Below are 23,473 nucleotides of genomic sequence, written 5' to 3'. Positions count from 1 at the left end.
GCGAAAGGAGCGGCGGGCTCACCGCCACGCCGTTGCCGCTGCCGAAGCAATGGCAACGGCAACGTTGACGCACCGCCGCCCCGCACCCGTTCCACTCGACTTCCGGACGACTTCCGGAAGACCGTCAGCCGCTTCGACCCCTTCGCGGGCTCCGGCCGACACCACCCGCAAGACCGACCCCAGCCACCCTGACACTCCATCAAAACAGCCACCACGAACGTCACTTCAGCGTCGCGGCGGCGCACCCCGCACTAAGGAGCGGGAGCCGGCGCCGTACTGTCGCGCACCACGAGTTTCGTGGGTACGAGCGTGGTGCCGTGCTCCGCCCCCTTGTGCCGCATCCGCCGCAGAACACCCTCGACACACAGGCGTCCCACTTCGGCGAAGTCCTGGTGGACGGTGGTCAGGGGAGGCAGGAAGGAGCCGGCCTCGGGGATGTCGTCGAAGCCGATGACGCTGACGTCCTCAGGGATTCTCCGGCCGCGCTCGTGCAAGGCCCGCAGGAGGCCCAGTGCCATCTGGTCGTTGGCGGCGAAAACCGCCGTACAGGACCGCTCGTCGGCGAGCCGCAGTCCCGCGCGGTAGCCGGACTCCGCCGACCAGTCGCCTCGCACGACGGGCGGCAGCACACAGCCCGCCTCGGTGAGTCCGGCGCGCCAGGCATCCTCACGGCGTTGCGCCGCGAAGGACTCTTCGGGGCCGGCGAGATGCCAGATCGTGCTGTGCCCGAGGTCCAGGAGGTGCCGTACGGCTGCACGTGCTCCCCCGGCCTGGTCGGTGTCGACCACGCTGTAGCGGTCACCGGCATCCGAGTCGGCGACCACGACCTGGACGTGGGGCGGCAAGGAGATGGTCGCCGCGTCGAGGAGGTGCACCTCCATGATGGCGATGACGGCGTCGACGGCGAGCTCGCCCAGCCGGGAGAAGGCGCCGCGCACCTCGTCCTGGGTGGGCACGGCGACTGGCAGGAGCGTGACGGCGTAGCCCTCCTGCGCCGCAGAGGTGGCGATCGCCTCCAGGGTGCGCATGTTGCCCGTGGTGGAGAGGTTGAAGGTGATGACACCGATGGTGCGGAATTCGCCGCGCTTGAGGGCCCGGGCGGCGCTGTTGGGCCGGTAGCCCAGCTCCTTCATGGCCGCGAGAACCTGGCGCCGGGTCTCTTCGTTGACGCCCGCGTAACCGTTGGACACCCGGGAGACGGTCTGCGAGGAGACGCCTGCCAGCTGGGCGACATCAGCCATGGACACCCGCTGAGTGCGACGCCCGGCCCGCTGCTCCGCGCGCACGCGTATCCGATCCGTACTCGCCGAGGCGCTGTCCGCGGTATCCACCTGTCTCCCTTGTTACCCAAGTCGCAATTGCCGTTACATCAGACGACTCTTGACCACCGACATTGGGGCAGTGTAGACATGCCGCCATCAGATGTTTACGTAAACATAACAGCCCACGGCTCATCCCGGGGCGAGATGTTTACGCAAACATCGCGGCGCCGTGCGACGCCGGTTCCGAGATGGACGAGCGAGGAACGACATGACGACGCTTCAGCCCCCTGCGGCGGTATCAGGACACGACCGGCCGCCGGCGAAACGGGACCGCCGTTCCTGGACGGGGTGGGGGTTCATCGGGCCCTTCGTGGCCGTGTTCGCCCTGGTGTTCCTGGCGCCGATCGTGTACTCGATCTACCTCAGCCTCTTCAGGGACCAGTTGATCGGCGGCACGAGCTTCGTCGGTCTGGACAACTACCAACAGGCCCTGCAGGACGACCAGTTCTGGTCCTCCCTCACACGGGTGGCGCTGTTCCTCGCCGTGCAGGTGCCGATCATGCTCGGCATCGCCCTGCTGATCGCCCTCGCCCTGGACAGCGGGCGCCTGTACGGCACGGACTTCTTCCGCATCACGATCTTCCTGCCGTACGCCGTGCCCGCCGTGGTCGCCACTCTGATGTGGGGCTTCATGTACGGCACGAAGTACGGGCTGGTGGGCGACATCAACTCGGCCTTCGACGTCAGCCTGCCCGACCCGCTCTCCTCCGACCTGGTCCTGGCGTCGATCGGCAACATCGTCACCTGGGAGTTCATCGGCTACAACATGCTGATCTTCTACTCCGCGCTGCGGGTCATCCCGAACTCGCTGTACGAGGCCGCGGAGATCGACGGCGCCGGGCAGTTCCGCATCATCAGCGCGATCAAGCTCCCGGCCATCCGCGGCGCCCTCGTCATCGCGACGATCTTCTCGATCATCGGCAGCTTCCAGCTCTTCAACGAGCCGAGCATCCTGCGGCCGCTGGCGCGCAACGCCATCACCACGGACTTCACGCCGAACTACTACACGTACTCGCTGTCATTCAACGGCCAGCAGCACAACTACTCCGCGGCGGTCGCCATCATCATGGGGCTGATCACCATGGTCATCGCCTATGTCGTGCAGCTCCGCGGCATGCGCAAGGGAGCGTGACCCAATGAGCAGCACGAGCAGCCCTGTCACCACCGCTTCCCAGTCCGCATCCGTCCCGGCCGCCGGCACGACCAAGAGCGCGCCCCGACTGCGCACGCCCCGCAAACACACCCCCGGGCGCCGCAAGCGCAGCGTGCTGCTGACCGTGCTCACCGGCCTGATCCTGCTCTACACCGTGGTGCCCCTGGTGTGGCTGGTCATCAGCGCCACCAAGACCATGGACGGACTGGCCAACTCCTCCGGACTGTGGTTCAGCAACGACTTCGCCCTCTGGGACAACATCAGCCAGACGTTCACGTACCACGACGGCATCTTCGTCCGCTGGCTGCTGAACACCCTGCTGTACGTCGTGCTCGGCGCCGGCGGCGCAACCCTCCTGGCGATCCTGGGCGGTTACGCGCTGGCGAAGTTCAACTTCCCCGGAAAGCGCGCCGTCTTCGCCGTGGTCATCGGTGCCGTCGCCGTCCCGGGAACCGCCCTCGCGGTGCCCACCTTCCTGATGTTCAGCAAGATGGGCCTGACCGACACCCCGTGGGCGGTCATCATCCCCTCGCTGGTCTCGCCCTTCGGCCTGTACCTCATGTGGGTCTTCGCGACCGAGGCCATCCCCGTCGAACTGCTCGAGGCCGCCCGCATCGACGGAGCGGGCGAGGTGCGCACCTTCTTCCAGGTCGCCATGCCGCTGCTCGCCCCCGGCACCGTGACCGTCCTCCTGTTCACCACGGTCGCGACCTGGAACAACTACTTCCTGCCGCTGATCATGCTCAAGGATCCGAACTGGTACCCCCTGACCCTGGGCCTGGACGCCTGGAACAACCAGGCCCAGACGATCGGCGGCGACGTGATCTTCAACCTGGTGATCACCGGTTCGCTGCTCACCATCGTGCCGCTGATCGCCGCGTTCCTGCTGCTGCAGAGGTTCTGGCAGTCCGGGCTCGCCGCCGGAAGCGTCAAGGAATAACCACCCTCAGGCCCCACACCGCTTCAACCGCACCTCATTCACCCTCGCCCTGTCCCGCCCACGAAGAAGTGGAAGCACCATGCGCAGAACGACTCGCCGCCTGATGCGCGGCATCGCCCTCCTCTCCGTCCTCGCCCTGGGAGCGACCGCCTGCGGCGGCTCCGACGACGACAGCTCCAGCCAGGGGCCGGTCTCCGCCTCGGACATCCAGGCGGCCCTCAAGAAGGGCGGCACGGTCACGGTCTGGGCCTGGGAGCCCACGCTCAAGACGGTTGCCGCCGACTTCCAGAAGAAGTACCCCAAGGTCAAGATCAACCTCGTCAGCGAGCGGTCCGGCGACAAGCACTACACCGCCCTGTCGAACGCCATCTCGGCCGGGAAGGGCGTGCCCGACATCGCGCAGGTCGAGTACTTCGCGCTCAGCCAGTACTCCCTCACCAAGGGCCTCAGCGACCTGGCCCCGTACGGAGCCGACAAGCTCGCCTCCAAGTACACCCCCGGTCCGTGGAACGCCGTGAGCGACGGTGACAAGGTCTACGGCCTGCCGATGGACTCGGGCCCCATGGCGATGTTCTACAACAAGAAGGTCTTCGACAAATACAAGATCGCGGTCCCGACCACCTGGGACGAGTACGTCGACGCGGCCCGCAAGCTGCACAAGGCCGACCCCAAGGTCTACATCGCCAACGACGCCGGCGACGCGGGCTTCACCACCAGCATGCTGTGGCAGGCCGGTTCGCGCCCCTACAAGGTCGACGGCACCAAGGTGACGATCAACTTCGACGACGCGGGCGCCAAGAAGTACACCGACACCTGGCAGCAGCTCATCGACGAGAAGCTCGTCTCGCCGATCAACGGCTGGACCGACGACTGGTACAAGGGTCTCGGTGACGGCACCATCGCCACCCTGACCACGGGCGCCTGGATGCCCGCCAACTTCGTCACCGGCGTGCCGAACGCCGCCGGCGACTGGCGCGCGGCTCCGATGCCGCAGTGGACCAAGGGCGACAAGGCGAGCGCGGAGAACGGCGGCAGCTCCCTGGCCCTGCCCACGCTGGGCAAGAACAAGGAACTCGCCTACGCCTTCGTCGAGTACGCCAACTCCGGCGCCGGCGTGCAGACCCGCATCGGCGAGGGCGCCTTCCCGGCGACCAAGGCGGAACTGCAGGCCTCCGCGTTCCAGAACAAGGAGTTCGAGTACTTCGGCGGGCAGAAGGCCAACGAGATCTTCGCCGACTCCGCGGCCAACGTCGCCGCCGACTGGTCGTACCTGCCCTTCCAGCAGTACGCCAACTCGATCTTCAACGACACCGTCGGCAAGGCGTACATCTCCGACACCAAGCTCATCGACGGCCTGAAGTCCTGGCAGGACGCCTCCATCAAGTACGGCAAGGAGCAGGGCTTCACCGTCGAGTAGTCGACGTACGCCCGCACGCCTCCCCCGCGCGAAACACCGGAAGGACCACCATGATCTCCACCCTCCTGTCCCAGCTGCACGGGCCGGACGGTGACGCCACCCCCCGCCTGGCCTACGGCGCCGACTACAACCCCGAGCAGTGGCCTCGTGAGGTGTGGGAGGAGGACGTACGGCTGATGCGCGAAGCCGGCGTCAACGTCGTCTCCGTGGGGATCTTCTCCTGGGCCCGCATCCAGCCGGCCCAGGACGAGTGGGACTTCGGGTGGCTCGACGAGGTCATGGACCTGCTGCACGCGGGCGGCATCGGGGTCGATCTGGCCACCGCCACCGCGTCCCCGCCGCCCTGGCTCACCACGGCACACCCGGAGATACTCCCGGTGACCGCCTCCGGTGAGACGGTGTGGCCGGGGGCGCGGCAGCACTGGCGCCCCACCTCGCCCGTCTTCCGCACCCACGCGCTGCGCCTGGTGCGGAAGATGGCCGAGCGGTACGCGAACCATCCCGCGCTGGTGGCCTGGCACGTCTCCAACGAGCTGGGCTGCCACAACGTCTACGACTACTCCGACGACGCGGCCCGCGCCTTCCGCGACTGGCTGCGCGCCCGCTACATCACGCTCGAAGGCCTCAACCACGCCTGGGGCACCGCGTTCTGGTCCCAGAAGTACAGCGACTGGGAGCAGATACTGCCGCCGCGTCTTGCCGCCTCCCACCCGAACCCCACGCAGCAGCTGGACTTCAAGCGCTTCTCCTCCGACGCGCTGAAGGAGCATCTGCGCGCGGAGCGGGACCTGCTGCGCGAGATCACGCCCGGGGTTCCGGTCACCACGAACTTCATGGTGATGGGCGGCACGAAGGGCATGAACTACGCCGACTGGGCGGGCGAGATCGACTTCGTCTCCAACGACCACTACGTCATGCCCGGCCCCCAGGACCGGGACGAGCTCTCCTTCTCCGCCAACCTCGTCAGCGGCATCTCCGGCGGACACCCGTGGTTCCTCATGGAGCACTCCACCAGCGCCGTCAACTGGCAGCCCGTCAACGTGGCCAAGCGCCCGGGCGACCTGGCCCGTGACTCGCTGGTGCACGTCGCGCACGGCGCCGACGCCGTGTGCTTCTTCCAGTGGCGCCAGTCGGCGGCCGGCGCCGAGAAGTACCACTCGGCGATGGTGCCCCACGCCGGATCCGACAGCGACGTCTTCCGCGCGGTGACCGGCCTCGGGCAGACCCTGCAGACGCTGGCTCCGGTCGCCGGGACCGAGCGTGAGCCGGCCCGAGTCGGAATCGTCTTCGACTGGGAGTCGTGGTGGGCGAGCGAGCAGGACTCCCACCCCACCGCCCTCCTCGACTACCGCCGGGAGGGGCTCGACTGGTACTCCGCCCTCCTCGCCCTCGGCATCCGGGCCGACGTCGTCACCGCGCAGGCCGACCTCGGCCGGTACGAGCTGCTGATCGCACCCGTGCTGCACATGGTCCCCGCGGCGCTGGCCAAGGAACTCACGCGGTACGTCGAGCACGGCGGCCACCTGGTCACCACGTACTTCTCCGGCGTGGTCGACGAGAACGACCACATCTGGCTCGGCGGTTACCCGGGAGCCCTGCGCGACCTGCTCGGCATCCGCATCGAGGAGTTCGGTCCGCTGCTCGACGGCGAATCGGTCGAACTCGACGGCGCCGCCACCGGCACCCTGTGGACCGACCGGATCAGCGTCACCGACCCCGAGGCGGAGGTGCTGGCCCACTACCGCAGCGGTACGTACGCCGGGCGCCCCGCGATCACCCGCCGTGCGGTGGGCGGGGGTTCGGCCGCGTACATCTCCACCCGGCTCGGCGCGGACGGCCTCGCCGGCCTGCTGCCGGGGCTGCTCGCCCACGCGGGCGTGCACAGCGAGCTGCCCGAAGTCGCGCAAGGGCGCGTCGAGTTGGCCGTACGAAGCGGCGGCGGCAGCCGCTATCTCTTCCTGGTCAACCGGACCGACGAGCCGGTGCCGCTGCCCGGGCTCGCCGGGGACGTGCTGGTCGGCCGCGCGGATACCGACGGTGCGCTCGTTCTGCCGCCGCGGGAGGTCGCCGTACTGCGACAGCCCGCCCTCTGACCCCCTGATCCGAGGGGCACACCGTCGTGCCCTGTGCCCGTGGGGCACGGCGGTCCGTTGAAGCGACCATCTATGAGTTGGGAGCACACCTTGGCACGCCGTACCCGCACAAGACGGCTACTGGGAACCATCGGAGTCACCGCACTGGCCACCGGGGCCGCCCTGGTCACCGCCCCACCGACGAGCGCGGAGACGGTGGCGGCGGCCGCTGTCACCGTCCAGCCCGACCCCTCGTACAAGGCGGAGAGCTTCGAGGGCTGGGGCACCAGCCTGGTCTGGTTCGCCAACGCGACCGGCGACTACCCCCCGGAGATACGGGAGAAACTGGCCGACCTCCTCTTCGGCGACGACGGCCTCGCGCTCAACATCGCCCGCTACAACATAGGCGGCGGCAACGCCCCCGACGTGCAGGACTACCTGCGCGCCAGCGGAGCGGTCCAGGGCTGGTGGCAGGCCCCGGCGGGCACCACCCGCGAGGACACCGACTGGTGGAGCGCGGACGACGCGGCCGACTGGAACCCGGACGCCGACGCCACCCAGCGCTGGTGGGTGGACCGGATCAAGAAGGACATCACCCACTGGGAGACGTTCAGCAACTCGCCGCCCTGGTTCATGACCAACAGCGGTTACGTCTCAGGCGGGTTCAACGCCAACGCCGACCAGCTCAAGGCCGACTCCGTCGACGACTTCGCCGCCTATCTGGCGGGCGCGACCAAACTGCTGGAGAAGGCGCACGGCATCAAGGTCGACACCCTCGACCCGTTCAACGAGCCCAACACGGGTTACTGGAGCACGCGTCTGGGAGCCGACGGCCAGCCCGTCGGCGGCCGTCAGGAAGGGGCTCACATCGGCCCCGAGCTCCAGCAGAAGGTCATCGACGCGCTGGCTCCCGCCCTCAAGAAGGCGAAGACCGGTACGGACATCTCCGCGATGGACGAGACCAACTCCAGCCTCTTCGCGCAGAACTGGAACAGCTACCCCCAGGAAGTACGCGATCTCGTCGGCCAGATGAACGTCCACACCTACGGCACCGGCCAGCGCACCACCGTGCGCGACCTGGCCAAGGCGGCGGACAAGCCGCTGTGGATGAGCGAGGTCGAGGGCGACTGGGGCGACGGGCAGAGCTTCACGGACATGCGACCCGGTCTCGGCCTTGCCCAGCAGATGGTCAACGACCTGCGCGAACTCGAGCCCAAGGCCTGGGTGTTCTGGCAGCCCGTCGAGGACTACGACAACATGAAGCCCGGCGGGGAGTCGGCCAAGGGCGGCAACTGGGGCAGCGTCCAGCTGTCGTTCAGCTGCACCTCCGCGGACACCCTGGCCACCTGCCCGATCTACACCAACACGAAGTTCGACACCGCCCGCAACTTCACGCACTTCATCAAGCCCGGCGACCGGCTGATCAAGACCGACGACACCTCCAGCACCGCCGCGGTCGCCAAGAAGGGCAACGCGGCGACCGTCGTCCACGTCAACAGCACCACGGAGTCCCGCGCGGTCACGATCGACCTGTCCAAGTTCGGTCACATCGCCCGCAACGCCACCGTGACGCCCGTCGTGACGAGCGCCGACGGCAAGCTCGCACGGCAGACCCCCGTCGCGGTCACCGGCCGACAGGCGACCATCACCGTGCCCGCGCAGTCCGTGACCTCCTTCCTCGTCAAGGGCGTGTCGGGCGTGGCCAAGGATGCCGCCCTGCTGCGGAAGGGCCACACCTACGAGCTGACCGGCGTGCAGAGCGGCAAGGCGCTCACCGTGGCGGCCGACGGCACCAAGCTCGTCATCAGGACCGCGGGCTCGGATGCGGTCGGCACCGGTCAGCGGTGGCAGGTGCGCCCGATCGGCAGCGACACCGGCAACCGGCAGCGGTACGTGGTCACCAACCCGACGGAAGGAAAGCGCCTGGCGGTTCGTGACGGCGCCCCGGTACTGGAAGCGGACACCGGCCCGTGCGACAAGGCCGTCCAGTGGATCGCGTCGACCACCGGCGACGGCACCTTCACCCTGGTCAACGCCGCCACCGGCAGGCTCCTTGAAGTAGGCGGCCAGGCCACCGCCGACGGATCCGCCGTCACGGTGTGGACCCCGAACTCCGGGTCCAACCAGCGGTGGAGGATCTCCGACGTGACCGGCCAGACCGCGTCGTAGTCATCGCTCGCCTCTGTGCCTCCGCTCGCCCGGGGGCACAGAGGCGTTCGCCGTGTGCGGGCGTTTTTACTTGTCGGCAACCCATTTTGGGATCCAAATATCTAGATTATGGATCCTGAAGACCAGTTCTCCTGGTGCTTGATCCTGTCTACCAGCAGGGAGTTACACGTGACACTACGGGGCGTGCGGCGGATCGTGCCGCTGCTGCTCGGCTGGGAGGAACTCCCCAAGTCGGTTTCGGTGCACGGCGCCCCGTACGAGGAGCGGCTGCGCGAACCGGTGCCCGCCGTTCTCCTGGAGTGCGACGGCGGCTGGCTGCTGCTCGACACCGGGTTCAACACGGCGCTGATCCGGGACCCCGCGCTGCGGCGCCGCTTCTACGGCTCCCCCGCCTACCGGCCCATCCTGCCTGGCCCGGGCGAGCCGCTGGAGGAAGCCCTTGACGCGGCCGGCATCGCGATGGACTCGATCCACGCGGTCGCCGTCAGCCACCTGCACGCCGACCATGCGGGCGGGCTGAAGCACTTCGCGGGCCGGGTGCCGGTGCACGTGCAGCGCGCGGAGCTGGCCTACGGGCTCTCGGGGCAGCCGGAGGTGGAGCGCCACTCGATCTTCCGGGTCGACTTCGACGATCCCCGTATCGACTGGCAACAGGCCGACGGGGACGTGGAGATCGCGCCCGGGGTGACCGCCGTACTGACCGCCGGGCACACACCCGGACACCAGAGTTTCGTGGTGGACCTCGCAGACGGCGGCGGCTTCGTGTTCGCTTTCGACGCCGCCGACCTGACCGAGAACATCGAGCACGAGCGTGCCATCGGCGCATCCATCGGGGTCGATCCCGCGCGGACGGTGGAGCCCATCCGCCGGCTCAAGAGCATCGCCGCCGAGCGCGGCTACGAAGTCGTTCCCGGTCATGACCCCGTGGTCTGGCCGGAGTTGATGCGCCGCCACGACCGCTGACGGGCGGCGCGCTCCCACAGCTCGGTTCACACGCCTTTAACGCGTGGGACACGAGAAGGAATCTGCGACCACCGAGCATGATATTGGATCCAATTTCGCGAATATGAGATCCACTCTTTGAGGATCGGTGCCCAAGGAGGGCCACATGCCGGACCAGCCGGACCAGTCACATGGATCACCCGCGGTGTCCCGCCGCACCATGCTCCGCGGTGCGGGGCTCCTCGGAGTGGGAGTCGGCTTCGGGCTCCCCGCCCTGCTGAGCGCCTGCGGTGCCGCGGCCGACGACGCCGGGGGAAGCGGCGAGGGCGGCACCCTGACGCTCGCCATCGACGCCACCAGCGCCGTCAACGACCCCGCGTTCTACACCTCGTTGGGCGACTGGATGGCCGTCGACTGCATCTGTCGAGGCCTGACCTTCATTTCCTTCGAGACCAACGAGCCCACCCCGGACCTGGCCAAGAGCTGGACGATCTCCGGCGACCAGCTGACCTACACCTTCACCCTGCGCGACGGCGTCAAGTTCCACGACGGCACCACGCTGACCTCCGCCGACGTGCTGGCCAGCCTGGGCCGGCAGTTCGACGAGAACGACAAGACACTTCCCAAGGGCGCCACCCGGCCGCTGTCCGACCTCGGCGCGAACGTGGCCTCGCTGACCGCCCCGGACGACCTCACCGTCAAGATGGTCCTCAAGAAGCCGGACCGGACGACGCTCGGCCAGCTGTCCGACATCGGTGGCCGCATCATCTCCAAGGCCGCGCTGAAGAAGTACGGCGCCGACATCGGCAAGCACCTCGTCGGCACCGGCCCCTTCGCCTTCTCCGCCGCCACCTCCGGCCAGTCCATCACCCTGGAGGCCTTCGACGGCTTCCGGCTCGGCAGACCGCCCGTAGACCGGCTGGTGCTGCGCCAGGTCCAGGACCCGTCGACCATCGTCAGCTCGCTGCTCAGCGGCGACATATCGGCCACCCAGTTCACCCCGTACTCCGCGGCCTCCCAGCTGCGCGCGGACGACTCGGTGACCGTCTACAAGACGCCGTACAGCGCCAACGCCATCATGATGATCGACGCCCGGCGCATCCCCGAGCTCAAGGTCCGCAAGGCCATCAACCTCGCCATCGACCGTAAGGCCATCCTCAGCCAGGCGTTCTACGGCGTCGGCGCCCTGCCCGGGGGCTACGCCATCCCGCCCGCGCAGAGCGACTACGACGCCAGCCTCGCCGACCTGAGCGCCCAGGACACCGCCCAGGCCAAGAAGCTCATCGCCGAGGCGGGCGCGGGGGGCCGGAGCATCCGGCTGATGGCGGCCAGCGACTCCTGGCACCCGAAGGCCGCGCAGATCGTCGCCCAGAACCTCACCGACGTCGGGTTCAAGGTGTCCACCACCTCCGTCGACCCGGCCACCTACTTCACCCGCCTGCTCGACGGCGACGACGACTACCACGACCTGATGATCTGGGAGCGCAACACCTACGTCCCCGACGCCAACGACATGGTCGGCGCCATGGCCAGCCCCACCGGGCTGTACGGCGCGACGATCACCGGCATGGACACCCTCGACGGTGTCGACTCGCTCGCGGCGGACCTGGAGACGGCCAAGAACCTCCCCAACGGCAAGCAGCGCACGGCCGCCTACACCAGGATCCAGCGCCGCTGGGCGGAGGACTACATGGTGCTCTCGATGCTGGCCTGCTTCGCCAACCTCGTGGTGAGCGGCTCGAACGTGAAGAACATGAACACCAGCGCGCTGTCCAACCACCGCTGTTACATGGAGAAAGCGAGTGTCTGACACCGCGGCTCCGACCAGGGTCGCGCCACCTCCCGAGCCCCCGTCCCCCGCTGCACGGCGTGCCGTCCTGGCCGTACTGCGCCGTCGCCGGGTGGCGCGGTCCTGGCCGGCCATGCTGGCGTGGTTCGTCCTGATCGCTCTGGTCCTCGTGGCGGCCATCGGCCCTCTCCTGGTCCAGGCCGACCCGCTGCGTCAGACCCCGTCGGCGCTGCTGCCCCTGGGCTCCTCGGGGCATCCGCTCGGCACGGACGACCTGGGCCGCGACGAGCTGGCCCGGCTCGTGCACGGCGCCCGACCGCTGCTGCTCGTGTCGTTCGCGGCGACCGCGCTGGCCGCCGTCGCGGGCACCGGGATCGGGCTCATCGCCGGGTACGCCGGCGGTGTCGTCGAGCAGGTCCTGATGCGCCTCGTGGATCTCGCCCTCGCTTTTCCGTCCATCCTGCTCGTCATCCTGCTGGTGGCGGTGGCCGGTCCCGGCACGGTCAGCCTGGTCTTCGGCATCGGCGTCTCGCTCGCACCCGGTCTGGCCCGGCTGGCCCGCGCGCTGACGGCACGCGAGGCGGCCCGCGACTACGTCGTCGCCTGCCGGCTCGGCGGCACCCGCACCCCGCGCATCCTGGCGCGGGAGCTGCTGCCGAACATCGCAGGACCGATGCTCGCCCAGGTCGTCATGACGCTCTCGGTCGCGGCCGGCTTCGCGGCCGGCCTGTCCTATCTCGGACTGGGCATCCAGCCGCCGCAGCCCGACTGGGGATACATGGTCCAGGCGGGACAGGAGTTCCTCTACTCCGCGCCCCGACTGGTCATCCTGCCCGCGGCGTTCACCCTGCTGTTCGTCGTCGCCTGCAACTTCGTCGGCGACGACCTGCGTGACGCGCTCGACCCGAGGGGGGCCGCATGAGCGCCTCCACGAGCGCCGCCCCGTTTCTGCACATGCCCAAGTGGGCCACGGGCGTCACCATGCTGGTCCTGCGGCGTCTTGCGGTCATCCCCGTCGTGCTGTTCGCGCTGGCCAGCCTGGTGTTCCTCGCCATGCGCCTGCTGCCGGGCTCGCCCGCGACCTCGCTCGCGGCGGGCGGCGGGAACGGACTGTCCGCGGCCGAGGTGTCCGCGAACGAGGCGCGCGTCAACCAGGCGCTCGGGCTCGACCAGCCGCTGCTCACCCAGTACGGCACCTTCCTCAACGACCTGGTGCATCTGCGGCTCGGCACCTCGTTCTTCGGGTCCAACAGTGTTCTGGGGCTGCTCGGGGACGCCCTTCCGGCCACGATCGAGCTGACACTCGCGGCGATGACGATCGCCGTCCTGCTCGGAGTCGTCACAGGTGTGATCGCCGCGCTGCGCAAGGGCAGTTGGGTCGACACCGCGACCCGGGCCGTGGCCACGGTCAGCTTCTCGCTGCCCTGGTTCGCCCTCGGGGTGCTCGGCATCGTCGTGTTCGGCGTCTGGCTGCGCTGGCTGCCGGTCCTGGGCCGCCTGCCCAGTTCGCTCGACTACCACCCGACGACCAACTTCGTGCTGCTCGACGCGATCCTCCAGGACCGCCCCGAGCTGGTGTGGCCCTGGATACAGCATCTGATCCTGCCCGCCGTCACCCTCGCGCTGTCGATGGCCGGGTTCATCACGCGGATCGTGCGCGCCTCGGTCCTGGAGGTGCTCGACGACGACTTCGTCAGGACCGCCCGGATGAAGGGCCTGAGCGAGGGCGTGGTGATCCGCCATCACGTGCTGCGCAACTCCTGGCTGCCCATCGTGACCGTCCTGGGGCTCCAGTTCGGGTCCCTGCTCGGCGGTTCGGTCATCACCGAGACGGTCTTCTCGTACGCCGGTGTCGGCCGCCTGCTGGTGCAGGGCGTCCTCCAGCGCGACTACCCCGTCGTCCAGGGCGCCGCACTCGCCATCGCCCTGCTGTTCACCCTGGTCAACCACGCGGTGGACCTGCTCTACACGGTCCTCGACCCGCGGCTACGGAAAGGATGACCCGTATGGACATCGTGCTGGTCCATGGTGCCGGCGGACGGCCGACGACCTGGTCGGCGGTGGCGCCCCTGCTCACCGCCCTCGGCCACCGGCTGTTGACCGTCACCAACCCGATGACCTCGCTGTCGGACGACGTCACCAACACCGCGGCCGCCCTGGCGGAGACAACGGGTCCCGTGCTGCTGGCCGGGCACTCCTACGGCGGCGCGGTCATCAGCAACGTCGGCCGCGACCCGCGGGTCAAGGGCCTGGTGTACATCGCCGCGTTCGGTCCCGACGAGGGCGAGACCGTCAACGAGATCGTCGAGCGGTACGAGCCGGCCGAGATCTCCAAGTACATGCGGCGCGGCCCGAACGGTGAGTGGAAGTCGGAGCCGAGCGAGGAGTTCTGGGCCGAGATCGGGTCCGACCTCTCCGCCGAGCAGCGGGCCGTCGTAGAGGCGGAGGGCCGCAAGGCGGAGAACCTGATCTTCACCGAGCCGTCCGGTCCCCCGGCCTGGCGCACCCTGCCCAGCTGGTACCTGGTCGCCGACGACGACCGCACGCTGCGCCCTGAGATCCAGAACGACATGGCGGCGCGGATGAAGGCGACCGTCGAGCATGTGCCGGGCAGCCACTACACGACACTTGTGTGGCCGCGGCGCGTGGCCGACCTGATCCACACGGCGGCTGCCGCCGTGGGTGCCGACTCGTGACGGCCGCTCTGCAGCACACCCCGGACGCGACCACACCCGAGTCCGCGCCCGTGCTGGAAATCCGCGGTCTGCACGTCCAGTTCGAGGTCGGGGCCGGCCCTCTGCCGGCCGTGGACGGAGTGGATCTGACCCTGCGGCAGGGTGAAGTCCTGGCGCTGGTAGGCGAGTCGGGGTCCGGCAAGTCGGCCCTGGCGATGAGTCTGGTCGGACTGAACCGCGGCCCGCGCACCCACATCAGCGGCACGGCAGACTTCCGCGGACGCGACCTCGTCGCGGCGTCGGAGCGGGAGTTGCGTGGCGTGCGCGGCAAGGAGATCGCGGTCGTCTTCCAGGACGCGCTGGCCGCCCTCAACCCCCTGCACCGGGCGGGCGCCCAGGTCTCCGAGATGATCCGCGCCCACCGCGACGTGCCGCGCGCGCAGGCGACGGCCCGTGTTGTGGAACTGCTCGGCGAGGTCGGCATCGCCGGCCCGGAGCGCGCGTCGCGCGCCTACCCGCACCAGTTGTCCGGTGGCATGCGGCAGCGCGTGATGATCGCGATGGGCCTGGCCAACGACCCGGCGCTGCTGATCGCGGACGAGCCCACCACCGCACTCGACGTCACGATCCAGGCCCAGGTCCTCGCGGTCCTCAAGCGGGTCCAGCGCGACCACGGCACCGCCGTACTGCTGATCACCCATGACCTGGGAGTCGTGGCCGAGGTCGCCGACCGGGTGGCCGTCATGTACGCGGGGCGGATCGTGGAGCAGGGGCCCCGGGAGGAGGTGCTGTTCCGTCCTCAGCACCCTTACACGATGGGGCTGCTCGGTTCGGTGCCACCGATCGACGGGCCGGTCCTGCGACGGCTGCCCACCATCCCTGGCAGTCCGCTGACCGGCGTGGACCGTCCGACCGGCTGCGCGTTCGCGCCCCGGTGTCCGTTCGTCCACGCCGCGTGCGCCGAGCGCCCTGAGCTGCGGCAGCGGCACGGCGCCGACGGGCATCTCGACGCCTGCGCGCTGCCCGCCTCCGGCCGTGCCACGGCTCGTTCCCAGGGAGGCAGCGCATGACCGCCGCGCTCGTCAAGGCCCGCGGGCTGCGCGTCGAGTACCCGGGGCGGGCCGGCGGCCGCGTCAGGGCGCTGCGCGACATCGACCTCGACATCCTCCAGGGCGAGACCCTCGGTCTGGTCGGCGAGTCGGGGTGCGGCAAGTCCACGCTGGGCAGGGCCCTGCTGCGGGTGATCGAACCCACCTCGGGGCGGATCGAGTTCGGCGGCCTGGATCTCACCCGGCTGCGGGGACGAGGGCTGCGCCGTACGCGGGCCGAGCTGGCGATGGTCTTCCAGGATCCGTTCGGTTCGCTCAATCCGCGGCGCAGGATCGCCGACATCGTCGCCGAACCGCTGCTGCGGGCTCGGGGCGCCACCCGGGCCGAGGCTGCGAAGGCGGTGGCCGAGCTGCTCGATCTCGTCGGGCTCGGCGCGGAGGCCGGCCGGCGCAGGCCGCACGAGTTCTCCGGCGGTCAGCGTCAGCGCATCGGCATCGCACGGGCGCTCGCCTCCTCGCCGCAGTTCGTCGTGGCCGACGAGGCGGTCTCGGCGCTGGACGTGTCGATCCAGGCGCAGGTGCTGAACCTGTTGTCGGACCTGGTGCGGGACCGGGGCCTGACGATGCTGTTCATCTCCCACGACCTGGGCGTCGTACGGCACATCGCGGACCGGATCGCCGTCATGTATCTGGGCCAGATCGTGGAGATCGCCTCCCGGGACGCGTTCTTCTCCGGGCCCGCGCACCCCTACAGCAGCGCTCTGCTGTCCTCCGTTCCCGTGCTGCGGCCGGGAGCGCCCCGTGAACAGCGGGTCCTGGAGGGCGAGTTGCCCGATCCGGCGAATCCGCCGGAGGGCTGCCTGTTCCGTACCCGGTGCCCCTTCGCGACGGAGGAGTGCCGGATCAGCAGGCCCGAGCTGCGCGAGATCGCGCCCGGGCGCAGCGTGCGCTGCCATCTGCCCCTGGTGACCGGTGAGTCCACCCGGTCCCCGAGTCCAGTGAGTGAGGTCGAAACGCTTTGATCATCGACGCGTACAACACCACGCAGGACGTCCGCGGTCGCTCGGACTACCTGACCGGAGCGCGCAAGGGCCAGGCCCCGCCGCCGTACACGCCCTTCGAGCCCCGGCGCATCCTCGACCGGATGGACGCCGCGGGGGTGGACATGGCGATGGTGTGCTCGCTCGCCCAGCGCATCGAGAACGACTTCATCGCCTCGCTGGTGGCCGCGTACCCGGACCGGTTCTTCGGCTTCGGGCAGGTGATGCCGCAGGCCGACGACGCGCTCGACGAGATCGACCGGATGGCCGACGCGGGCCTGGTGGGGCTGAAGCTGCACCCGAGTCTGCACGGTTACCACGTCGCCGACCACGGGCTCCTGGATCCGGTGTTCGAGGCGTGTGCCCGGCGCGGACTGCTGGTCCTGATCAACGCGCTCGACGACGCGTTCTGCGCGCCGCTGGCCATCGAGGAGATCGCCCGGGACCACCCGGAGGTGCCGACGATCATCGCGCACATGGGGGCGGTGTGGAACGTGCCGGAGGCGATCATCGTGGCCGAGCGGCAGCCGCACGTGTACCTGGAGACTTCGGCGACCCTGATGAGCGATGTGAAGCGGGCCTACGCACGTCTTGGGCCCGAGAAGATCCTGATGGGCAGTGAGTGGCCCGGTTCGGACTTCGACCTGGAGCGCATGAAGATCGCGAAGGCGGTCGTGGACGAGAAGGACCGGGCGCTCGTCGAGGGCGGCAACATGGCCCGGCTGCTGGGCCTGCCGGCATGACCGCCACGGACGTCTGGCCCGTGCCGACCCCGCTGTCGATGAGCGCGGCGGACGCCGAACTCCTCGCCATCGCCCAGGAGTTGTTGACCCGGGTCTGGCAGTCGGGCCGTCACGAGGTGGCGACCGCGCTGCGTACGGCGGACGGGAGTGTGCACACCGGCGTCCATGTGGAGGGCTCCTGCCGGCGCAGTTCGATCTGTGCCGAAGGGGTGGCCATGGGGACCGCCCGCGGTGCCCTGCCCGCCGGGGAGCCGTTGAGCATCACCTCGGTGGTCTCGGTGCAGATCAAGCCGGCGGGCCGGTTCCGGATCATCGCCCCTTGCGGGGTGTGCCGCGAGCTGATCAGTGACTACTGCCCGGACGCCGACGTGTGGGTCACCACGGTCGACGGCGACGAACCCGTCCCGTTGCGCGCCCTCGACCTGCTGCCCGAGAAGAGCCGACGCCAGTGGTGAGCACCACCGGCCCCCAGGAGAGGAGAACCATGCCCGCAACCATTCCCGGGCCCTACGGTCGCACCGTACCCACCGGCCTCGACGTCCCCGGACTCACCGCCCAGTTGGGCGGAACCGGCTCCCCGGTGCTGTGGGAGGAGCTGACCTGGCCGGAGGCCGAGTCCACCGCCGCCGCCCAGGACGCCGTCATCATCCCCGTCGGCGCCACCGAGCAGCACGGCCCCCATCTTCCACTCTCGGTGGACACCCGGATCGGTGAGGCCGTCGCCCTGGGGGTCTCCGCCCTCACCGGCGTACCCGTCCTGCCGCCCCTGAGCTTCGGGGTGTCCGCGTCCCACGGCGGCTTCGCCGGGACGGTTGCGCTGCGCCCCGAGACCATGATCGCCGTGGTGGAGGACGTCATCGACTCCTTGTACGCCTCCGGGGTACGGCAGTTCATCCTGCTCAACGGGCACATCTGGAACAACGGCGCGCTCGATGTCTCGGCCGAGAAACTGAGGGTCCGTCACCGGGACGCCAGGGTCAGGGCGTTGGGGTACGTGACGATGTACCCGGGGCCCGAGGTCGACGGACACGTCACCTACGGGCGGGCGTTGATGCACGCCAACTTCTTCGAGACCTCCGTGATGCTGCATCTGGCGCCGGAGCTGGTCCGGATGGAACGGGCCACCTCCCATGTCGACGTCGACTCCTTCTGGGACTACCGCATGGACCAGGTCAGCGAGACCGGGGTCTGGGGCCGGGACGTGACCGACGCCGACGCGAAGCACGGCGAGGCGGAGTTCGACCGCTGCGTCCTCACCACCGCCCGGGCGGTCTCCGCGGCGGTCCGCGAACCGTGGCCGGATCCGGCCCACCGTCCCGGCCGCCACGCGTGACGGCAGGACCGGAAACGACAGCCGAGTCCACGGCGCCGGGCGCGACGCCACGGCTCGAGTCCACGGCGCCGGGCGCGATCGTCGGTTCCGGCCGTCCGTCCGTCGCTGCTCCCCAGGCAACGGCTCGGCTCAACTCCCCGGCGCGGGACGGCGATCCGACCCAGAAGGAGAACATCTTGGACCCCAGCATCACGCTCCCCCACCTGCCGGACTGCGAGCCCATGCTCATCGGCGGCGAGTGGACCACGGGCAGCGCGCGGGAGCGCATCCCGGTGCTCGACCCCGCCACCCGGAAGCAGCTCACCACCATCGCCCAGGCCGGACCCGAGGAGGTGTCCGCGGCGGTCGCCGCCGCCACCGCCGCGCACCGAGACCGCCGCTGGCGCGGGCTGCCGCCCCGCCAGCGCCGCGACGTGTTGCTGCGCCTCGCCGACCTGGTGGAGCGTGACGCCGAACAACTGGCGGTCCTGGACACCCTGGACAACGGCAAGGCCATCGAGCGGGCGCGCGGCGATGTGGAGCTGGGCCTGCAGGCCATCCGCCATTTCGCCGGCACCCCGACCCGGTTGACGGGCACCGTGCATGCCGCCGCCGCGGACCGGCACGTCTACAGCGTGCGTGAGCCGGTCGGCGTGGTCGCCGCCGTCCTGCCGTGGAACTTCCCCTTCATGATCGCCGCGTGGAAGGTCGCCCCCGCCCTGGCCGCCGGCTGCACGGTCGTGGTCAAGCCGGCCGAGCAGACTCCGCTGACCGCGCTGCGGCTGGCCGCGCTCTGCCTGGAGGCGGGCGTGCCCGAGGGGGTGGTCAACGTGGTGACCGGTGACGGGCGTACGGGTGCGGAACTGGTCGCGCATCCCGATGTCGCCAAGGTGTCCTTCACCGGGTCCACCGAGGTCGGGCGGCTGATCATGGCCGCGGCGGCGCCTTCGGTGAAGCGGCTCACCCTCGAACTGGGCGGCAAGTCGCCCAACATCGTCTTCGCGGACGCCGATCTGGACGCGGTGGTCCCGAACGCCGTGCGCGCGGTGTTCGGGCACTCCGGGCAGATGTGCACGGCGGGGAGCAGGCTGCTGGTGGAGCGCACGGTCGTGAAGGAGTTGCTCGAGCGGCTGGTTCCGGCGGTGGAGGCGCTGCGGATCGGCCCGGGTCTGGAGGGCGGCATCAACATCGGTCCGCTGGTGTCCCAGGAGCAGTACGACCGGGTCACCGGCTATGTCGAACTGGGCCGCGCCGAGGGCGCCGAGGTGGCCGCCGGCGGCGAACCGCTCACCGGTCCCGGCTGGTTCGTGCAACCGACGGTGTTCACCGGTGTCACCCCCCACATGCGGATCGCCCGGGAGGAGATCTTCGGCCCGGTCGTCATGGTCATCCCCTTCGACAGCGAGGAGGAGGCGATCGCGCTGGCCAACGACAGCGAGTACGGGCTCGCCGCCGGCGTGTGGACCGGCAGCCTGGCCCGCGCCCACCGCACCGCCGCCGCGTTGGAGGCCGGGACCGTGTGGGTGAACACGTACAACGAGTTCGACCCCGCCGTGGCCTTCGGCGGGATGAAGCAGTCGGGCCTCGGCAGGGACCTCGGTGACGCCGCCGTCGACGGGTTCACCGAGCTCAAGAGCATCACCATCGCCCTGTGAGCGCCCCTGTGACGACCCGGACCACCTCCTCGCACCCGGCATCGGGGCCCCCTCTCCCGGCGGCCCGCCCCTTGGACGTCGCGGCCGAGCGCACTCGCACGCCGGGCTCCTTCACCGGCCACCACTTCAACGCCGCCGGCGCGGCCCTGCTCGCCACCGGCACGGTCGAGGCGGTCATCGACCACCTCAGGGCCGAGAGCCTGTCCGGGGGTTACGAGGCCGCACAGCACGCCGCTCCCGCCCTGGCCGCCGTCTACGCGCGTGTCGCCGAACTCCTCGGCGCCCGGCCGGAGGAGGTCGCCCTCGTCGAGAGTGCGACGGCCGGCTGGCAGCGCGCGGTGTCGGCGCTGCGGCTCCGCCCCGGGGACCGGGTACTGGCGGCCCGCTCCAGCTACGTCAGCAGCGCGCTGCACCTGCTGTCGGCCGAGCGCGACCACGGTGTCCGGGTGGAGCTGCTGCCCAACGGCCCGGACGGCGCGGTGGATCTGGAGGCCCTGGAGACGGCGCTGCGCACCGGTCCCGCCGCCCTGGTGACCGCGGCCCATGTGCCGACCTCTTCCGGTCTTGTCGAACCCGCCGCCGGAATCGGTGCGTTGACCCGGGCCCACGGAGTGCCTTTCCTGCTGGACGCGACGCAGTCGCTCGGTCAGCTGCCGGTCGACATGGACGCCCTCGGCTGCGACCTGCTCGTCGGGACCGGCCGCAAGTTCCTGCGCGCTCCGCGCGGCACCGGGGTGCTCGCGGTCCGCCGTCCCCTCCTGGACCGGCTCGCCCCCGAGGCGCCCGATGTCCGGGGTGCCCGGTGGATCGCCGAGCGCAGCTGGGAACTGGTGCCGGACGCCAAACGGTTCGAGCTGTGGGAAGCCGCGCACGCCCTGCGCCTGGGCCTGGGGGCAGCGCTCGCCGACCTGAGCGCCCTGGGCGTCGACACCGTCGCCCGGCACCTGGCGACGGTCACCGCGGCACTGCGGGAACGCCTCGCCGCGCTGCCGGGCGTCCACGTCACCGACCCGCCGGCCGCGGGCGGCGCCATCGTCACCTTCGTGGTCGACGGTCTCGACCCCACCGACGTACAGCGCGAACTCGCCCGCCGCCGGGTCCATTTGATCGCGGTACCGGCGGCGCACGGCCGCTGGGACATGGACCCCCGCGGCCTGACCAAGGTGGTACGGGCCTCGGTGCACGTCTACAACGACGAGGCCGACGTGGACGCCCTGGTCGAGGCGGTGAACGAGATCGCCAACCGTCACGGCACCGCCTCGCAGAGCAGCGGTTCCGCAACGGCGTCGCCCGCGGACGCCCCCACACCCCGTTCGGCGCGCCCCGAATCCCGGCTCCATGACGCGATCGTGGTCGGTCTCGGTGTGCACGGCGGTGCCGCCCTGCGCGGTCTTGCGGCGCGCGGACTCGACGTCCTGGGCCTGGAGCAGTACGCCCTGGGCCACGACCTGGGTTCCTCGCACGGGGCGACGCGGATGATCCGGCGCGCTTATCCGCACACCGACTGGGACGGTCTGGTGGCCACCGCGTACCAGGCCTGGGAGGAACTGGAGAAGGCCGCGAAGACCCAACTGGTCGACATCACCGGGGGGTTGTACGCGGCGCCGGTGGACCGTCCCGATCCGCTGCGCGGCCCCGGCTGCCGGCTGGTCGGTCCCGAGGAGGCGGCACGGATCTTCCCGGGGCTGCGGCTGCCCGCCGGATTCGGTGCGGTGCACGATCCGCGGGCCGGGATCATCGACGTGCAGGAGGCTCTGCTGGCCCAACTCGCCCTGGCCGAAAGGTCAGGAGCCACCATCTGGGACGACACCCCGGTCATCGACTGGGAGCCCGACGGCGACCAGGTCGTGGTGCGCACCACCGACGGTGTGCTGCGTACCCGGCGTCTGGTGCTGTGCACCGGTCCCTGGACGGCGGCCCAAGTCCCGTCGCTGGCCCCACATCTGACGGTCACTCGCATAGTCAACGCCTACTTCGCCGCCGACCCGGCGGGCCCGCTGGGCAGGTCCGGTCTGGGCAGTTTCTCGGTGGATCTGCCGCAGGGGCTGCTGTACGGCTTCCCGGCGGCCGACGGGCGCGGCCTCAAGGCGGGCCTGGACAGCGGCCCGGCCTGGGATCCGGACACGGCCCGGCCACCCGCTACCGGGGACGAACTCGCCCTGCTCGCCGAGGCGGTGGCGCAGGTTCTGCCCGGTGCCGGTCCGGTGACCGAGAGCCTGACCTGCCTCTACACCATGACGGCCGACCGGCGTTTCGTGGTCGGCGAAGTACCGGGCGTGCCCCAGGTGTTGGTGGCCTCGGCCTGCTCAGGGCACGGCTTCAAGTTCGGTCCTGCGCTCGGCGAGGCGCTGGCCGACCTCGTGTGCGGGACCGCTCGCCCGGACCTGGACTTCCTGTCCCCGGCCCGGCTGTCTCCCGGGAGCGCCCGGTGAAGGGCACCACCGGGGGGTCACCCGGAGTCCGCTCAGCCGTGGAAGACGGTCTGGGAGCGGCGCTCGTACCAGGCCGTCAGATGCTCGCCGGCGTTGATGACGTGCTCGCGCATGACCTCCTGGGCGCGGTCGGCGTCGTGGGCGGTCAACGCGTCGATGAGCGCCTCGTGTTCACGGATGTTCAGCTGGCGGTGGCGCTCGTCACCGGCGAGGGCGAGCGAGGACACGTTGCGCGGGAAGGTCTCGTTGATCCGGTCGATCATCCGGCTGAGCCAGGGGTTGTCGGCCGCCTCGCAGACGACCGTGTGGAAGCAGTCGTTGGCAGCCGTGGTGGCGGGACTGCCACCGGCGGTCTGCTCGCCGGCGGCCCGCTCGGCGGCCTCGCGCAGGACGGCGTTGTGCTCGCGCAGCGCGGTGAGCTGGCGCTCCGTCACACGCGAAGCGGCGCGCCGGGCCGCCAGTGCCTCCAGCTCGGCGCGCACCTCGTAGGCCTGGCGCACCTCCCACGGAGCGGGTACCCGGACCACCGCGCCGCGGTTGGGCTGCATCTCGATCAGCCCGCCGTTCTGCAGCTGCCGCAGCGCCTCGCGCACCGGCGTGCGGCTGACCCCGAACTCGGTGGCCAGCGCCGCCTGGCGCAGCGGTTTGCCGATCGCCAGCTCACCGTTCATGATCCGCGCGCGGATACGGGCCGCGATGTCGTCGACGAGGGCGCCGTCGTCAGTCTGGGGGGTCATCGGAGTCGGTCAAGCCCTTCTCGGGG

At 70.2% G+C, this 23,473-nt stretch carries 19 protein-coding genes; 17 read left to right on the top strand and 2 right to left on the bottom strand.

Going from position 1 to position 23,473, the window contains the following annotated elements; all coding sequences use genetic code 11:
* Positions 1-251 precede the first annotated feature (251 nt).
* A complete protein-coding gene (locus OG266_RS40810) occupies positions 252-1,331 on the bottom strand; it encodes a LacI family DNA-binding transcriptional regulator (protein ID WP_371551965.1) in 1,080 nt (359 codons plus the stop codon).
* 199 nt (positions 1,332-1,530) lie between these two features.
* Between OG266_RS40810 and OG266_RS40805 the strand changes: the two genes are divergently transcribed.
* The 17 genes from OG266_RS40805 to solA all read left to right on the top strand — a co-directional run bounded on the left by OG266_RS40805 (position 1,531) and on the right by solA (position 22,710).
* A complete protein-coding gene (locus OG266_RS40805; protein ID WP_266469392.1) occupies positions 1,531-2,454 on the top strand; it encodes a carbohydrate ABC transporter permease in 924 nt (307 codons plus the stop codon).
* 4 nt (positions 2,455-2,458) lie between these two features.
* Positions 2,459-3,415, top strand: a complete 957-nt coding sequence (locus OG266_RS40800; protein ID WP_371551964.1) for a carbohydrate ABC transporter permease — start codon at positions 2,459-2,461, stop codon at positions 3,413-3,415.
* Between the two features lie 79 nt (positions 3,416-3,494).
* Positions 3,495-4,832 carry an ABC transporter substrate-binding protein gene (locus OG266_RS40795; protein WP_371551963.1) on the top strand — a complete coding sequence of 446 codons (1,338 nt, stop codon included), beginning with the start codon at positions 3,495-3,497 and terminating at the stop codon, positions 4,830-4,832.
* Positions 4,833-4,882: 50 nt separating this feature from the next.
* Complete coding sequence (locus tag OG266_RS40790; protein WP_371551962.1) at positions 4,883-6,925, top strand: beta-galactosidase; 2,043 nt, start codon at positions 4,883-4,885, stop codon at positions 6,923-6,925.
* A 90-nt stretch (positions 6,926-7,015) separates the two neighbouring features.
* Positions 7,016-9,073, top strand: coding sequence for a glycoside hydrolase (locus OG266_RS40785; RefSeq protein WP_371551961.1), 2,058 nt, complete (start codon positions 7,016-7,018; stop codon positions 9,071-9,073).
* A 168-nt stretch (positions 9,074-9,241) separates the two neighbouring features.
* Positions 9,242-10,036: an N-acyl homoserine lactonase family protein gene (locus tag OG266_RS40780; protein WP_371551960.1), complete on the top strand. Its 795-nt coding sequence runs from the start codon at positions 9,242-9,244 to the stop codon at positions 10,034-10,036.
* A 145-nt stretch (positions 10,037-10,181) separates the two neighbouring features.
* Positions 10,182-11,825 (top strand): ABC transporter substrate-binding protein, encoded by a 1,644-nt coding sequence (locus OG266_RS40775; protein WP_371551959.1) that lies wholly within the window; start codon positions 10,182-10,184, stop codon positions 11,823-11,825.
* On the top strand, positions 11,818-12,726 hold the full coding sequence (locus OG266_RS40770; protein WP_371551958.1) for an ABC transporter permease: 909 nt from the start codon (positions 11,818-11,820) through the stop codon (positions 12,724-12,726). Before OG266_RS40775 ends, OG266_RS40770 begins: the two co-directional genes overlap by 8 nt.
* Positions 12,723-13,805, top strand: a complete 1,083-nt coding sequence (locus OG266_RS40765) for an ABC transporter permease (RefSeq protein ID WP_371551957.1) — start codon at positions 12,723-12,725, stop codon at positions 13,803-13,805. The genes OG266_RS40770 and OG266_RS40765 overlap by 4 nt, the downstream gene beginning before the upstream one ends.
* Positions 13,806-13,810: 5 nt before the next feature.
* On the top strand, positions 13,811-14,500 hold the full coding sequence (locus OG266_RS40760; protein WP_371551956.1) for an alpha/beta hydrolase: 690 nt from the start codon (positions 13,811-13,813) through the stop codon (positions 14,498-14,500).
* Positions 14,497-15,549 carry an ABC transporter ATP-binding protein gene (locus tag OG266_RS40755; RefSeq protein WP_371551955.1) on the top strand — a complete coding sequence of 351 codons (1,053 nt, stop codon included), beginning with the start codon at positions 14,497-14,499 and terminating at the stop codon, positions 15,547-15,549. Before OG266_RS40760 ends, OG266_RS40755 begins: the two co-directional genes overlap by 4 nt.
* Positions 15,546-16,550, top strand: coding sequence for an ABC transporter ATP-binding protein (locus tag OG266_RS40750; protein ID WP_371551954.1), 1,005 nt, complete (start codon positions 15,546-15,548; stop codon positions 16,548-16,550). The genes OG266_RS40755 and OG266_RS40750 overlap by 4 nt, the downstream gene beginning before the upstream one ends.
* Complete coding sequence (locus OG266_RS40745) at positions 16,547-17,311, top strand: amidohydrolase family protein (protein WP_371551953.1); 765 nt, start codon at positions 16,547-16,549, stop codon at positions 17,309-17,311. Before OG266_RS40750 ends, OG266_RS40745 begins: the two co-directional genes overlap by 4 nt.
* Positions 17,308-17,766 carry a cytidine deaminase gene (locus OG266_RS40740; RefSeq protein WP_371551952.1) on the top strand — a complete coding sequence of 153 codons (459 nt, stop codon included), beginning with the start codon at positions 17,308-17,310 and terminating at the stop codon, positions 17,764-17,766. The genes OG266_RS40745 and OG266_RS40740 overlap by 4 nt, the downstream gene beginning before the upstream one ends.
* Positions 17,767-17,795: 29 nt before the next feature.
* Positions 17,796-18,644 (top strand): creatininase family protein, encoded by an 849-nt coding sequence (locus tag OG266_RS40735; RefSeq protein WP_266469363.1) that lies wholly within the window; start codon positions 17,796-17,798, stop codon positions 18,642-18,644.
* Complete coding sequence (locus OG266_RS40730; RefSeq protein ID WP_371551951.1) at positions 18,641-20,278, top strand: aldehyde dehydrogenase; 1,638 nt, start codon at positions 18,641-18,643, stop codon at positions 20,276-20,278. Before OG266_RS40735 ends, OG266_RS40730 begins: the two co-directional genes overlap by 4 nt.
* Entirely contained in the window at positions 20,275-22,710 is a 2,436-nt protein-coding gene (gene solA, locus OG266_RS40725; protein ID WP_371551950.1) for an N-methyl-L-tryptophan oxidase, read from the top strand. The genes OG266_RS40730 and solA overlap by 4 nt, the downstream gene beginning before the upstream one ends.
* A gap of 32 nt (positions 22,711-22,742) precedes the next feature.
* Here solA and OG266_RS40720 read toward each other — a convergent pair whose 3' ends face one another.
* Positions 22,743-23,447 carry a GntR family transcriptional regulator gene (locus OG266_RS40720; protein ID WP_326724840.1) on the bottom strand — a complete coding sequence of 235 codons (705 nt, stop codon included), beginning with the start codon at positions 23,445-23,447 and terminating at the stop codon, positions 22,743-22,745.
* Positions 23,448-23,473: the final 26 nt, after the last annotated feature.

Origin of the sequence: Streptomyces sp. NBC_00554 (genome assembly GCF_041431135.1) — a bacterium.
Classification (GTDB): Bacteria; Actinomycetota; Actinomycetes; order Streptomycetales; family Streptomycetaceae; genus Streptomyces.
Note: the sequence above shows the minus strand (reverse complement) of the source record. Positions and strands in the feature narration are given on the sequence as shown.